This window comes from Ventrimonas faecis (assembly GCF_040096075.1).
Lineage (GTDB): Bacteria > Bacillota > Clostridia > Lachnospirales > Lachnospiraceae > Brotaphodocola > Brotaphodocola faecis.
The window spans coordinates 1-15,668 of the sequence record NZ_JBBMFJ010000046.1; the positions used below are offsets into that span (position 1 = coordinate 1).

Sequence of the window (15,668 nt, forward strand, 5' to 3'; positions counted from 1 at the left end):
CCGATTTCGCCCCCATTTGGGCATAAAGCAGGGCTGCCGCCCAGCAAAAAATATTTGATAGTGCGACAGACCCTTTCCTTTTCTCTTCCCGTTTTTTGCCGGAAACCGTCTTTCATAACATTTTTCTTACGATTCCACCGATTTCCTTACAATGCCCCCGCGCCCCTTGTCAGTCCATACTCTAGCTGTTATAATGAATCTGCAGAGAGAGAAAGGATGATCACTATGAAGAAAAAAACAGGACTCACCCTCATCTTAACCATCCTGTGTTTTCTGATGAGCGCATTCCCTGCTATGGCAGGCGAGTGGCACAAAACCGCAGAAGATCAATATCAATATATTAAAGACGACGGCACCAAAGCCACCGGACTCCTGGAACTGAAGGACGGCACCTACTATCTTGACGATAAAGGCAACCGTAAAACCTCCTACTGGCTGCGCTACAAAGGCGACTGGTATTTCTTCGGAGAAGACGGACAGATGGTTACCGACACCTGGGTCGATAACTATCACGTTGGTGAAGACGGACAGATGGATAAGATGCGATAAGAAAAAACAACATGAAAAGCACAAAAAATCAGCGGACACGCCACCCACGGCACATCCGCTGATTTTTTATTTAGTCCTGAATATCAAATGTCATGTAGGTATCTGCCGGAATATCCGTCTCGTACATCGGCTCTCCATCGGACTCGTAAGCACTCTTCTCATAAATCTTTAAGTTGGTCTCGCGGTCCTGGAAAAAACCGCCGAAGGTGTCCTCACCGGACTCGCCGTAATTGTAGTCCTGAACAGCTGCCTCGTCGTTGATGCTCTTAAGCACAGCGTCTGCATACTCTGCCGCATCCTCTCCGCTGGTGCCGTCCTTTACCACGATCGTCACATCGATCAGGGCTTTATCCTCATCGATGGTAAAGTCGAGGGAGTCTGCCATCGGGTAATCGTTCTCATCCAGACAGATCTCATTCACCTCATCGTGGAACTGGTCCATATCCAGCTCAATGTTGTTATAGATGTTGAAATCCGGCTCTTCCGCTGCGCTGGCATCCGGCTGAACAATGTTGCTCTTGGTACATCCGCATAAAAGTACCATGCAGCCTGCTGCTACAAGCAGTGCTCTTTTTCCAATTTTCATCATGATTATTTCCTCCTGTAAAACATAAAGCAGCTGTTATTATATACGAAACCTAAAGGTTTGAACAGCAAATTTCGAAAAATGTAAAGATTTTTCACAGATTTCTCACGGTATCCTCCGTTCAGAAACCGCCTAGTATAATCCACGATAATTACCGATCCATTACACGCAGGATAAATTTTCATGTGCACGGAAGCTGAATGAGGCGATGCCGGTAGCATCGTCGATTGAAGCTGACGTGGCAGATGGAAATTTAGACAAGTGAAAGGGGCGGATAATTATTGTGGATTATACTAGCCCAGCAGGATCAGGCGGGCTACGGCCAGCGGGTCATCTTCCGGGAAGGACTGGATACACACCAGAATGTCCCGCACCTGCTGCCCGTCCATCCCCAGCATGGAGGCAATCTGGTCTGCCGGGTGTCCGCTTCCGGAAAGTTCCCGGATCTGTTTTACCTGCGCAGCCACCGCTTCCAGCTGCTCCGTAAGGCTGCTTCCGGCCGTCAGGCCATCCTGACCCTCCGCAGCCATTTCCTCCTCCAGAAAATCTTCCAGACGCAGTTCTTTTTTCCCTGTATCTTCTTTATAGTACTCTTCCGACAGTTCCCAGTCCTCTGCCTGTCCTGCTGTTTTCTGATTCTGCATAACTCATCCTCCGTTTCACCTGGTTTTATGCTGTCCAGTATAGCATAGGTTTTCTCAGAATACAAACGGAGTGCCGCCAAATGAATTCCCGGATCCATTTGATGACACTCCGTTTTCTTTTATCCTTCCATCTGGCGCCCTAAGAATCCGGCCGCGGTGGAAACCAGCTTTACCTCTGCCTCACCCGGCTTAGCCTTCGGGTCACGGCTTAAAAGCGCCACCGCCCCAATGGGATCTCCTTCGCAGATGATCGGTGCAATGACCTCTGCCGTCACACCGTCCATCTCTTCTCCCGCCACCGTGATAAACTCCCGGGCATCCTTTTCTGCCACAACGATTTCCCGGTCATGAATGACCTGCTCTAACTGCTTGCTGATCATCTTCTGCAGCATGTCCCGCTTCGGTCCGCCGGAAACAGCAATCACCTGGTCCCGGTCCGTAATGCAGACCAGCATTCCGGTGGCCTGCGCCATGGCCTCCGCATACTGCGTGGCAAACGCCGCCAGCTCCACCATGGGGGAATACTTTTTTAAAATGATCTCCCCCTCGCGGTCCGTAAAAATCTCCAGCGGAGTTCCCTCACGCACCCTCAGTGTTCTTCGTATCTCCTTCGGAATCACGACACGCCCAAGATCATCGATCCTTCTCACAATTCCTGTAGCTTTCATAATGCTCCTCCTGCATGACTTCCATATCGTGTGTCTTATGGATAGTATGCGGAAGACTTCAAAATTTATACATCAGAATGAATCTAATATCCGGCCCCAATGATCTGCTCCAGCGTCGTAAACAGGACCTGCATATCCACCGGCTTTGCGATATGGCCGTCCATTCCTGCCGCGAACGCCTTCTTGCGGTCCTCCTCAAAGGCGTTGGCCGTCATGGCAATGACCGGAATCTTCCGGTAACTGTTTTTCAGGCTGCGGATGGCCTTTGTTGCTTCATAGCCGTCCATATTTGGCATCTGAATATCCATCAGAACCGCGTCATAATAATGCTCAGGCGCTTTTTTTAACAGTTCCAGACACTTGACTCCATCCACTGCCCGCTCTGTCTTCACGCCATATTCTTCCAGAATGGTCATGGCAATCTCGGCATTCAGGTCGTTGTCCTCTGCCAGAAGAATCCGCTTTCCACGAAGATTCTCCGCCATGATTTCTTTCTGATTCTCCAGATTCGTCTGAATCTGAGCTGCCGGCGCAATGGGGAACGAGAGACGCGTCAGCATGGTAGTTCCCTCACCAGCCCGGCTTTTCACCACAATATTGCCGCCCATCAGATCCACCAGGGACTTTACAATGGGAAGTCCCAGCCCGGCGCCCACCACCTTGCTCTCCGTGCTGGTCCGCTCTCTGGTAAACTCCTCAAAAATATGCGGCAGATACTCCTCACTCATGCCAATGCCGGTATCCTGAACCATGATCCGGTAAGACGCGTAATCCGGTTTTTCTGCCTCCGTCTCCGTGATATCCACGGTGATGCTTCCGCCCTCCGGCGTATACTTGATGGCGTTGCTCACAATGTTCATGAGGATCTCGCGCAGCTTGGTCTTATCGCAGAGCACATACTCATGCTCCACATGAAGCGTGCAGGAAAACTGCAGTTCCTTCTGCGCCACGGCCGGTTCAAAGGCCGCCCGGATGGTATCGGTCAGGCGTTTCAAATTGCCAACCTCTGTCTTTAACGCTGCCTTTCCGCTCTCAATCCGCGCCATCTCCAGCACATCATTGATCAGGGACAACAGCATCTCACTGGAGGAACGGATCTTATCAATGTATTCTGCCACCCGCTCCTTTTCATCCATATGCTTCTCCAGAAGATCCGAAAAACCGATAATGGCATTCATCGGGGTACGGATATCATGGCTCATATTAAACAAAAAACGGCTCTTGGCCTCGCTGGCCGCCTGTGCCCGCTTTGCCGCCTCCTCCATCTCCATGGCATGGATGATATCTTTCCGGCGCCACTGTGCATACTGCCAGTAAGCCGCCGTGACCAGCACACCGATGCACCCTGCCAAAATCAGCTCCGCGATTTTCTGAGTTCTGGTAATCCATCCATGTTTTGGTACAATCTCAAAATACCAGGTATCGTTCGGCACCGCACAGGGAACCTGGTAAGTATCCCCCTGCGCCGGTGTCCTACACTGCGCAATGACGATCTTCTCCCCGGTCTCCAGATCCCTTTTCCAGATCTGGTAATGGTAGGAAGCCGCCTCCAGCCGTTCCAGTTCAATCTCATTGAGAAACTTCTCCCAGTTGATCACGAGGATGGAAAAGCCCCAGAACCGGGACTGCCCACCCTCATCCGGCACATAGATCGGATCAAACAAAAGTGCGCCCGTGCCGCCCTGCTGCAGTGCAAACGGCCCGGCAATGGTATACTGTCCGGATTCCATGGCAAGCCGCGCTTCCTTGCTGCGCTCCGGATACTCCAGCAATTTTAAGCCCATGGCCTCCTCGTTGCCCTCGAGCGGATAAATCTTGTTCACAATTCCATCCTTTGCCAGCTCATGCGCCTCAATGACGTGGTTTTTATCCTGCATCAGACTGGACAGGGTAGAAAACTGCCCGTTATCCAGCTCATATCCGGCCTCAACCATACGCTTCATCAGGTTGGACTCCGCCAGATATTTGTTGAGCTGTGACTCCACCCGGCTTACGGTGGACTCCGCGGTAAAGGCCGCCTGAATTTTTTCTTCTTTTTCCTGGTTCGCGTTTACCAGCCCGGCGCACCCCAGTACTGTAAAAAACGTGATTCCGAATACCGCCGCCATGCGCGCCAGGGCCATTCTGCCGCCATGGATACCGGAACGTTTTTCCTGATCTTCTAATTTTTTCATATTCTCTGTTGTTTCATCCGTTCTTTTCACTGCCTGTTCCCAAAAAGCAGAAAACTCCGCATATTATTTATTATAGGAAAACTGTCGAAATTTGTCTATCACGTTTTTTCAGGACTGGCAGAACTGAGAACATCCGTGACAGCCAGTTCTCCCAGCTGTCCCAGAAGCGTCCGGGCCAGTTTCATCATGGCGGCACAGTCCTTCTGCTTATTCCTGCGGTCTGCATACAGAAAATATGGCTGCTCTGCCATCACAAACCGAAGCTCGTCTCCATAGGAAGCCACCAGATCCGGGATTCCCGCGGTATTCAGCTTCGCGTTCTGGTACATAGTCAGACGGATTTCCTGACGGTTGATGCGCACCTCGGTCACATAGGCCTTGTGCCCCATGGCCTTTAACAGCGCCACCTGTAAAAGATTGGCCACCGCCTTTGGAATATCTCCGAAGCGGTCCATCAGCTCATCCTGCATATCCAGATATTCTTCTTCATTCTCAATGCCGGAAATGCGCTTGTACACATCCAGCTTCTGATACTCATTCTTAATATAGGAAACCGGAATGTACGCATCCACATCGCACTCCACCGTGGTCGCGAAATCCTCCGTCTCGTCCCGGCGGCCCTGAATGGCCTGCACCGCCTGATTGAGCAGCTTGCAGTACAGATCATAGCCGACCGCCTCCATATGGCCGTGCTGCTCCGCGCCCAGAACATTGCCCGCGCCACGGATCTCCAGATCCCGCATGGCAATCTTGACACCGGAACCCAGCTCCGTGAACTCCCGGATGGCCTGCAGGCGCTTCTCCGCTTCTTCCTTTAACAGCTTGTCACGCTTATACATAAGAAACGCATAGGAAGTGCGGCTGGAACGTCCCACACGGCCCCTCAGCTGATAGAGCTGGGAAAGGCCCATGCGGTCCGCGTCCTGAATGATCATGGTGTTGGCATTGGGGATATCCAGCCCCGTCTCAATGATGGTGGTGGATACCAGCACATCAATATCACCATTCACAAAGTCTAACAGAATCTGCTCCAGCTTATGCTCCGGCATCTGCCCGTGGGCATAGACCACCGTGGCATCCGGCACCAGCTCCTGCACATGGTTCGCAACTTCTTCAATATCTTTCACACGGTTGTATACATAGTAAACCTGGCCGCCCCGGGCCAGTTCCCGGTTCACAGCCTCACGGACCATCTCATCGTTGTGTTCCATAACATAGGTCTGGATCGGCACACGATCCACCGGCGGCTCCTCCAGCACGCTCATGTCGCGGATTCCCACCAGGCTCATGTGAAGGGTTCGCGGGATCGGCGTTGCCGTTAAGGTCAGCACATCCACGTTTTCCTTCATCTGCTTGATCTTCTCCTTGTGAGCCACGCCAAAGCGCTGCTCCTCATCAATGATCAGAAGCCCCAGATCCTTAAACTTTACATCTTTGGACAGGACGCGGTGGGTGCCAATGACAATGTCCACCTGCCCTTTCTTTAAATCCTCGATGGTCTTTTTGATCTGCCCCGGCGTGCGGAAGCGGGACATCAGCTCAATCCGCACCGGGAAATCCTTCATGCGCTGGACAAAGGTGTTGTAATGCTGCTGCGCCAGAATGGTGGTCGGCACCAGGTACACCACCTGCTTGCTCTCCTGCACCGCCTTAAAGGCCGCCCGCAGCGCGATCTCCGTCTTGCCATAGCCCACGTCACCGCAGATCAGGCGGTCCATGATGCGGCGGCTTTCCATGTCGCGTTTGGTATCCTCAATGGCAGTCAGCTGATCCTCCGTCTCATCGTAGGGGAACAGCTCCTCAAACTCCTGCTGCCACACGGTATCCTCGCCGTACTGGTAACCGCCCAGTTCCCGGCGCGCCGCATAAAGCTGCACCAGATCCCGCGCGATTTCTTTGACAGCCGTCTTGACCTTCGCCTTCGTGCGGTTCCACTGCTCGCCGCCCAGCTTGTTTAACTTCGGCGCCTTCGCGTCGGAACCGGCGTACTTCTGAATGCCGTCCAGGCGGGTAGCCGGAAGATACAGGCTTCCGTTGTCCGCATACTCCACCTTTAAGTAATCCTTGACCACACCATCCCGCTCAATCTTCTCAATACCGCGGTAAATGCCTAGGCCGTGGTCCTCATGCACCACATAGTCGCCCACCGACAGCTCGCTGAAGCTCTGGATCTTCCTGCCCTCGTAGGAAGTCTTCTTGCGCTTGCGTTTTTTCTTTTCCTTGCCGAACATATCGCCTTCGGTGATGACCGCAAACTTAATCTGCGGGTAGGCAAAGCCCCGGTGCAGATTGCCGAAGGTTACCAGAATCTCTCCCGGCTGCACCTCCCGGCTCTCATCGTCCGTGCAGAACGCGCTCAGATCGTACTCCCGCAGATCCTCTGCCAGACGGCTGGCGCGGGTACGGGAACCCGATAAGAGGATGACCCGGTAGCGCTCCTTTTTCCAGTTGGTCAGATCTTTGATCAGCATCTCAAAGCTGTTCTGATAAGAATTCATGTTCCGGACATCAAAGGAAAAACGCGCCTCGGTGGTCATGCCCGGAAGCTTCTGCTCCAGACCGGTCAGATACACCGTATCCTTCCGCTGGGCTTTCGCCAGAATCTCCCGCACCGGGTACAAAAGCCCGGTCTGTCCCGGAAGCAGATAGCCCTTCTCCAGACGGTGCTCCATGCTCTCCCGGAATTCCAGCTCCACCGCCTCGCCCTGCTCCTTTAAGCGCAGCGGCTCATCCAGAAAGATCATGCTGCGCTCCGGGTTAAAATAATCCAGAAACGAAACCGTTTCCTTATTAAAATACGAAATCCAGGCATCGAGTCCGGTCTGTTTCCAGCCTTCCTCGATGCCTTCCGTCAGTTCCTTTACAATTTCTGTGATGCGGTACGCTTCCTCGGTGTTCTGCTGTGATCTCAGCTTCTCCGCAAAGGCCTTCGCCTCGCTGCGGATCCGCTCAATGCCTTCCTTCGCCTGCTTCTTCGTCAGCACAATCTCCGTAGCCGGATAAATGTCGATCTCGTCCAGCTGCTCAATGGAACGCTGGCTTTCCAGATCGAAGGTGCGGATGGAATCCACCTCGGTGTCCCACAGCTCGATACGCACCGGAAGCTCCTCCGTCAGCGGGTAAATATCCAGAATGCCGCCCCGCACGGAAAACTGACCCATGCCGTCCACCTGGGGCATACGCTCATAACCCAGCTCCGCCAGGCGGATCTTCCAGGCCTCGAGATCCAGTTCCTGACCGGTCTCCAGGTGAAGCACCTGCTCCTGCATACAGCTTAATGGAAGCAGATGATCCATCAGGCCGTCCATGGTAGTCACCACCACGCCGCCCTCATCCTCCATGAGATGGCGCAGCACCTGCAGCCGCTCTCTTGTAATCAGGTTGCCGTGAATGTCCGCGCTGTAAAACAGCAGATCCTTCGCCGGATACAACCAGACATTGTCCCGGAAACAGCCGAAATCATCGTAGATTTCCCTGGCTCTGGCATCGTCATAGGTCACCACCAGCTTCCATGGACAGTCCGCCATGGTCTCCTGCATCAGGTGCACCTTCTGGGAGTCCAGACAGCCGCTGACCTGCACCGGCCCCTGTTTCTTCTTCAGGCTCTGCTGCAGTTCCTCAAACTCTGCAAGTTCTGTAAGTGGATTTGCAAATCCCCTGCTCATAATACCTTACTCCGCTTTCTTTTTCGCGTTATAGTGGTTCATGGCCCGCTCCGCTCCGGCCGTCATCATCATGACCGCAGCCTCAGCCGCCTCGCCAAACGCCTCATCCATCAGCTTCTGCTCCTCCGCACCAAAACGGCTCAGCACATAATCTGCCAGATCCATCTTCGGCGGCTTCGCGCCCACGCCCACCTTGATACGCGGAAACTCCTGAGTTCCCAGGTGCGCGATAATATTCTTAATGCCATTATGCCCGCCGGCGCTTCCCTTTAACCGGATGCGCAGCTGCCCCGGATCCAGGCTGATGTCATCATAAATGACAATGATGTCCTCCGGGTCGATCTTGTAATAATCCACCGCCTCGCGGATGCTCTCGCCGCTCAAGTTCATGAAGGTCTGGGGCTTTAAGAGAAGGACCTTCTCCCCCTCGATCACGCCCCTGCCGCACAGCGCCTTGTGCTTGCGGTCACTCACATCAATATTATATTTGTCCGCCAGCACATCAATCACTGAAAAGCCGACGTTATGTCTCGTTTTCTCATATTCCCGCGTGGGGTTACCAAGTCCTGCAATCAGATACATGATTCTTCCTCCTGCTGTGTGAAATAAATAGTTCCAGTTCACTTTGAACAGTAACCTATATTTTAACAGGTGGGGAGGGAAAAGTAAACGGATGAAACTATAGAGATCTTAGAATTATAATATCACATGCCGCACCACCAATCAGAACATACTGATCCGCATAAGCAGCAAAGTACTTGCAAAATGTATCTAATCCTTTGACCACACATACTCCTCCAACATTTCATTCACCGAAATAGATATTCGTTCATCTTCCAGTTCTTCTGCTGTCATTGATAAAACTACACTCAATGGATCCTGTATTTCTTTTCCATCAAAATCAATAAAATATCCCAGTTCAAGAACAACACAACCCATTTCTTCTGCCCAGCCCGCACATCTTGCTGTTTTTATTTTACTATCTTTTATCTCTTTCTTTGTCACTGCATAAGTAGGATAATCATTATCTGACAGAAGAGAGTACTCACACAAAGCCGAAATACCCGCTTTTTTGTCAAGTTCAATATCCTCGCTGAGAACAAATCTTCGAATCACAGGATTTCGTAAAACTCCTGCTATTTGTTTCCATAGAAACTTCAAATCATCCGGAACCGTAATCACACGGGATTTTCCCTTCATACCTAATACATCAATATTCAGATACTCTATTTCATCAAAGCATCTGCTGACAGACATTTTAGATACTCCTAATCGTTTTGCCGCATCTGATACTCTTATTTCCCGCCACCTTTCATAAATTGCCGTCAGTAACAGTTTTTGCGTTAAAAAAGAAATCAGATGAACAGGCAAAAGTTCTCTTTTATTTTCGTTACTAAGTAAATATCCTATAAAAGGAAGGTACACCTGCTTTTCCTCTATCACAAACGGAATTCCATCGTCCATCAGTTTTTCCCTGATGTAAAATGCCACCTGATCAAGGCATATTACGCAATTTAATCCAGAAATCTTTTCAACCGTTTCTCGGTCTTTTCGCAACATAACAAGACCAACCCGCTCTTTCGGATGAATGGCTATCCATAATATTCCATTTGTTTCTACTTTGTAAATATCATATCTTCCACGATACACCAACGGCAGCCGCTCAAATATCTCTTGAGCTTTTTCTATCGTAACAATCTGCCTTAATGCTTTTTCCAAAAATTCTTTCATCGCAATCACCTTTTTATAAATGTAATTTATTTTATGTTACATTTATAAAATAGCATTTGTCTGGCGAAATTTCAATACAAATCCACCAATCGGTATACTCCTTTCCACATTTTTTCTCTTCCACATATTCCTGAATCGTCATATAGCCTTCCCCATTTTCCGGTTGGTTTTCACCTGACGCATAGATGTCTGAAGGCGTTTTCTATATGCTAATCCAGATAATGATCTGGCAGGCGCACGTTTCTCCTGCATCTCTCAGGTTTCCCTTGTCTGTACCAGCGGCGTGTGGATCGTGCGAAATTTTCCACCTCAAATAATTACTGAATGAACCATCTGTGAATATTTTGATATTTGAGATCGCAATTTGCGACCTCAAAGAAACCGCTGGGAGCTTTTCAGTCCCAGGCGCTTCCTCTGTATTGCTTATGACTGAAAACGATTCTCTTACTTATCGTCTCGTTTTTCATACCGCTCTATGATACACTGATGCAGCTTGCTCTTTTTATCATAATTAATTCCAACCAGCAAAATATCTCCCATGTAGTGAAGGACTGACTCCGGATATTTTCTGGTTTTAATCTGCTGAAGCGCTGTTATCGCATTTTTATTCCACTCCAATTTAACAATCAATGCCGGATAATCATTCTTATATTCTGGCTTCGGAATAAACACAAAATTAGCAAATCCACGGCCTGTCGGTAATTCCAGGACTGGCTTAAATCCCATATTCTTTTAATAGCTTCTTTTGAAACTCTCTATCTTGTGTAGCACGGACTAAATCCTCCTGACGATTAGCAGCAAGCAAACATAAATTCAACTTATTTATTCTGTCAATACCTTTCTCCAGACCTTCCTCCAAGCTTTCTTCCTTCTCCATCCGAATATGTTCTTCCTGATCATAAGCAAACAATACCGTATGTAACACCTCCGCTCTATTCTTCCTCAAAAAATCCGTCAATATCTGATTCCGAATGCAATCATCTATTGCATATTCCAATGCCTCCTCCAGTGGATATGACTTCTGGTAATTTCTCACGCAATCCACAAACTGCATATACTGGCACAGTGTCGGGCTTTTCGTCTTTAATTCTTCATTGAACCCTGTATTGATGTTAATTACCTGCACAATCAAATCCAATGCTATGTCACCGGTCTTCTTTTCATACGCATCTGACAAGTGATATACACTTTGTTCTCCCATCTTTTTCGTTCCATTATAGAACACAATAAATTTAGGTTCCGGTAATGGAATCCGTGCGCTTCCATAAATATTTTTATTTTTCACCAAACTGGCATAAATGCATGCTACATACAATAAATCTCTGAGTGGCATATTATAATTAATCGTTGACTGATGCTCGTACAAAACCAGCTGGGAATCAATGATAAATGACACGTCATTCTTCATGCCCATATAAACCGCATTTTCCAGTGTCGTAAACTCCAACTCATCGGGGTTCGTGTAATTGCTGTTGTTCATCGCATTGTAAACTTCCAGAGCAACTTTCCGGTCTTTTAGAAGCATGCGAAATACCCGGTCTTTATATGCACTCCCTGGCCGCCCCAATGCATATTGAGCTGAACTCATCTGTTCCGGCAAAGTATCAGCAAACTCATCATATTCTCCAAATTCACTTTCCGAAACTGCAATCTTCCGTTTCCCTCTGCGCTGTTCCGCAGAATAGCGTTCCATATACTCCGCCACATAACTGCCAAGAGTAAACGTCACCTCCGGCTCCAAATAAGTAACTTTTCTGTCCTGTAACAAAAAATCCCTCCTCTGTACAATCTTCAATTGTATGTTGTGAAAATAAGCATGGAGTCTTCTGACACCGTACCGGCTAATGATAAATAGAATAATTAGATAAAATAGAAAACCTGCTTAATCTCATAATAGCACATTACAAATAGTCCTGCAATGTAAATCGTTCGACAAAATATATATACCAGAAAAGCGCCGGGAGCATTTCGTTCCCAGGCGCTTTCGCTGTATTACTTATGGTTGAAAACGATTTTCTTAATTATCATCTCGTTTTTCATACCGCTCTATGATACACTGATGTAGCTTGCTCTTTTTATCATAATTAATTCCAACCAGTAAAATATCTCCCGTGTAGTGAAAAACTGACGCTGGATATTTTCTGGTTTTAATCTGCTGAAGTGCTGTTGTCGCATTTTGATTCCACTTCAATTCAACAATCAATGCCGGATAATCATTCTTATATTCTGGCTTCGGTATAAACACAAAATCTGCAAACCCACGACCTGTCGGCAATTCCCTGACTGGTTTAAAATAATACTGCATGGAGCTCAGATACGCAATGGCCAATACACTGCTGAGGGAGTTCTCATCATTGTACTGAACCGTCGATGTATATTCACTATAAATCTTCTCAATTGCTTCCGCTACCGCATCTCCATCCATATCAAGTGTTGCATCTAACAGATTTTCCGACTCCTGCTGAAATGCCAGCAATTCATTCCATTTCCTCCTTCTGGTCGCCCGAATCAGTTCCTGACGTATTTCCTCGTTCGGTACAAAGGCCGACCTGGAATAATTCAGATATGCCAGATACCCAAGATGAATCAAATAGGTAAGCACATCATCTTTATTATCAATACTGACAATATCGTTTTGGAAAGATCCGACATCTACTTCCACACTCGCGCCGGACAACATTTCGATCATTGCGGTTTTCAAACCATCAAAATCCATATTGATGAGAGGCACAATTCCATCATAAGAGGCAGTGCCAGACCAATAGCTCTGAAATTCTCCATCCGCCATCAGGCTGACCACTGCATTCGGATTGTACACATGATAATTTCCCAACTGGTAACCGTCATACCAGCGCTTCACTTCTTCAAAATCACGATGATACTGTTCACACAGGCGTTTTACCTCTTCCTCTGTAAAACCTATATAAGAGGCAAGCGGTCCTGCTCCTACCATGGAATACAACTTGAAATTATTCAGCGCAGACTGCGATATTTCTTTTTTCACAGGTAAAATTCCTGTCAGAAACGCAAGCTGAATATACTTTGTAGGCTCCGTTCCCTTAAACATTCCCCGAAGGAAATTGATATAACCCTCCTGCACCTTTTTGTTTGCAGAAGCATCACGGATTAAAACATCCCATTCATCTACTATGATAATAAATTTCTGCCCGGTTGCGTTTTTAATCCGCGAAAGCCCATCCGGTAAAGTCATAACTTCTGGCGGCAATGCATCGGAATACAATTCCCGCAATTCATCCAAAACCAATCTTGTAATAAAAGCTACCATCTGTTCCGGTGCTTCACAATTTGTCAAAAACCACTGGATATCAATATGAATGACATCGTACTGATTCAAATGCGTTTTAAAATCCCTGCTTCTGCCAATTTGCAGCCCGGAAAACATATTCTCAGAATCGCATCCCTTGCTATAATACGCTGCAAGCATATTCGCCGTATAAGATTTACCAAATCTGCGCGGGCGGCTGTTGCAAATATAGGCATCCGTGGTATCAAGAACTTCATTGGTATATTCCAGCAAACCGGTCTTGTCCACGTAAATCCTCGAATTCAAGGCAACCTGAAATGCGCTATTATCCGGATTCACAAATCTTCCCATCAGTCTGACCCCCTTTCGTAGTTTTAATCAAACTTTTTCATAAATACAGGATAACAAACTTTAAGAGGTATTGCAATGAAAATGGCTCGACAAACTTTGGGATACCAGAAAAGCGCCGGGAGCATTTCGCTCCCAGGCGCTTTCTCTGTTTTACTTATGGCTGAAAACGATTCACTTACTTATCGTCTTCGCGTTTCTTGCTGACTGCCACGAATGCTGCGAGCATCATGCTGGACAGGAAGAGTACCAGTCCGCTTGCTCCGCTCTGACCGGTCTTCGGAAGTGCCGCTAACGGAACGTCCTCATCGTCGATCACAAGCAGATCAGCTGCTCCATCTTCGTTCGGCAGGTTTGCTAACGGAACTGCATCCGGGTCAATGGTTACAGTTGTTGCTCCCGGGCCGCCGGACGGTGTAGAACCGTTGTCTCTCGGGCCAGAAGAACTTCCGCCGCCACCACCAGAGGAGCTTCCGCCACCTCCGCCGTTGCTGCCGCCGCCATTGTTTCCACCACCGTTGTTACCGCCGCCGTTATTGCCATTATCGTTGATATCTGCAGGAACTTCATCACGCTTCTGAATATCTCCGCTTCCAGCAATTGCTGCATTAGTAACAGTTGTTCCCTTGTCATCACTTACTACGACATAGGTGCAATGAATTTCTACAGACTGTCCAGGTGCCAGTGCTTTGATGGTTACATTGGTTCCATCTACTGTATAATCTGCCAACAGATTCGTTCCAAACAGACCGACTTTTTCAATCTTAACTGTTCCCTTACCAGTTGTTACATCCTGCACCGGAATGTTATTCAGCGTCTGATTGCCAATATTGGATACAGTAATCTTATAATTAATCGTATCTCCAACATTGAATTTTGTTGTTCCAGCTACAAAGCCCTCATTTGTAATGATCTTATCAACTGTCAATGCGCTCATCTTATCAACAGTTTCAACAACATCCTGTGCACTTACGGTTCTTCCATCGCTGAAACGAGCAGTTGCTGTATTTGTATATGTTCCAGCCTTGATATCATCTTCTGTAATCGTATACTCTGCAGTAGCTGTTACTGTCTCACCAGGAGCTACATCCTTAAATGTAGATTCACTTGTGAAGTTAACATTTTTCTGCTCTGTGATTGTAATGTTCTGATACTTGTCATATATATTGGTTACGCTGATTGTAAATTCAACCTTCTCACCAATATTATATTTCCTAGAATCATGAGTTTTGCTCATTACAGCAGACGGATCAACTAATGTGCCATCTGTAACAGTTAAATCACCTTCAGTTTTCGTAATAGCATAGTTGTTTAAATCTGTTCCATCATTTTTAGTCACAGTAAATGCATTTGGTGTATTTCCTACCAGAGTCCGGCTTCCGGTAAAGTTATAAGTTGCTCCTTCTCCCTCTACCCAGCCTTCTTCGGTTAACAGACCATTTGCATTCACTCTTACATTAAGGCTTGCTGCTTCTGCATTTGTCAGCGCCTCTCCGTTATACGGTCTGCTCAGATCCGCACTTACGAGCGTTAATTCCTTAGGATCAATCGTCAGATGACCACGATTTACCCTGACATCAAACTGGTCACTCACATCGTTTCCAGCCGCATCACGAACAACTGCTGTTCCTTCATACGGAATAAGCTCTACGCTGTCTGATACATTCTTTCCACTTGCTGCTGATGTAAGACCAGTTACATAATAAGTCTTTCCACCCGCTTCAACTGCAACGCCTTTTCCCTCCACGGTGTTCTCAAAACCGCTTACGGTCCAAACTTCTCCGTTGTATGTATCTTTCAGACTATTTGCTGTAATTGTTACTTCATACCTTGCTTCACGATTTGTAACATTCAGCTGGCCTTCTGTCTTGCTAATAGTATAGTTGTTTAAATCTGTTCCATCTTTTGCAGCGACGGTAAATGTATTTGGTGTATTTCCTACCAGAGTCCGGCTTCCGGTAAAGTTATAAGTTGCTCCTTCTCCCTCTACCCAGCCTTCTTCGGTTAACAGACCATTTGCATTCACTCTTACATTAAG

General features: G+C 47.9%; 11 protein-coding genes and 1 pseudogene. 1 reads left to right on the forward strand and 11 read right to left on the reverse strand.

Translation table 11 applies throughout. The features are described from left to right. The first annotated feature begins 225 nt into the window (after positions 1–225). On the forward strand, positions 226–549 hold the full coding sequence (locus tag WMO41_RS15040) for a hypothetical protein (RefSeq protein WP_177291702.1): 324 nt from the start codon (positions 226–228) through the stop codon (positions 547–549). Positions 550–619: 70 nt separating this feature from the next. On the opposite strand, the gene WMO41_RS15045 is transcribed toward WMO41_RS15040, so the two are convergent. From WMO41_RS15045 to WMO41_RS15095, 11 genes and pseudogenes are all read right to left on the reverse strand, one after another. After that, positions 620–1,138 (reverse strand): hypothetical protein, encoded by a 519-nt coding sequence (locus WMO41_RS15045; protein WP_349230454.1) that lies wholly within the window; start codon positions 1,136–1,138, stop codon positions 620–622. Positions 1,139–1,428: 290 nt separating this feature from the next. Continuing rightward, entirely contained in the window at positions 1,429–1,779 is a 351-nt protein-coding gene (locus WMO41_RS15050; protein ID WP_349230455.1) for a hypothetical protein, read from the reverse strand. A gap of 119 nt (positions 1,780–1,898) precedes the next feature. Continuing rightward, positions 1,899–2,447, reverse strand: a complete 549-nt coding sequence (gene spoVT / locus WMO41_RS15055; protein WP_177291699.1) for a stage V sporulation protein T — start codon at positions 2,445–2,447, stop codon at positions 1,899–1,901. 83 nt (positions 2,448–2,530) lie between these two features. Continuing rightward, a complete protein-coding gene (locus WMO41_RS15060; protein WP_349230456.1) occupies positions 2,531–4,621 on the reverse strand; it encodes an ATP-binding protein in 2,091 nt (696 codons plus the stop codon). A 98-nt stretch (positions 4,622–4,719) separates the two neighbouring features. Further along, complete coding sequence (gene mfd / locus WMO41_RS15065) at positions 4,720–8,286, reverse strand: transcription-repair coupling factor (RefSeq protein ID WP_349230457.1); 3,567 nt, start codon at positions 8,284–8,286, stop codon at positions 4,720–4,722. 6 nt (positions 8,287–8,292) lie between these two features. Further along, complete coding sequence (gene pth / locus WMO41_RS15070; RefSeq protein WP_349230458.1) at positions 8,293–8,868, reverse strand: aminoacyl-tRNA hydrolase; 576 nt, start codon at positions 8,866–8,868, stop codon at positions 8,293–8,295. A gap of 189 nt (positions 8,869–9,057) precedes the next feature. Then, the gene (locus WMO41_RS15075) at positions 9,058–10,017 is read right to left on the reverse strand and encodes a hypothetical protein (RefSeq protein ID WP_349230459.1); all 960 of its coding nucleotides are present in this window, start codon (positions 10,015–10,017) and stop codon (positions 9,058–9,060) included. 444 nt (positions 10,018–10,461) lie between these two features. After that, positions 10,462–10,737: pseudogene (locus tag WMO41_RS15080) on the reverse strand (AAA family ATPase); the annotation flags it as partial. Next, positions 10,733–11,785 (reverse strand): hypothetical protein, encoded by a 1,053-nt coding sequence (locus tag WMO41_RS15085; protein WP_349230461.1) that lies wholly within the window; start codon positions 11,783–11,785, stop codon positions 10,733–10,735. The pseudogene WMO41_RS15080 and the gene WMO41_RS15085, both read right to left, overlap by 5 nt. Before the next feature lie 249 nt (positions 11,786–12,034). Then, a complete protein-coding gene (locus WMO41_RS15090) occupies positions 12,035–13,633 on the reverse strand; it encodes an AAA family ATPase (RefSeq protein WP_349230462.1) in 1,599 nt (532 codons plus the stop codon). Positions 13,634–13,808: 175 nt separating this feature from the next. Next, positions 13,809–15,668: doubled motif LPXTG anchor domain-containing protein (locus WMO41_RS15095; RefSeq protein ID WP_349230463.1), on the reverse strand; the 1,860-nt coding region annotated here is incomplete at its 5' end.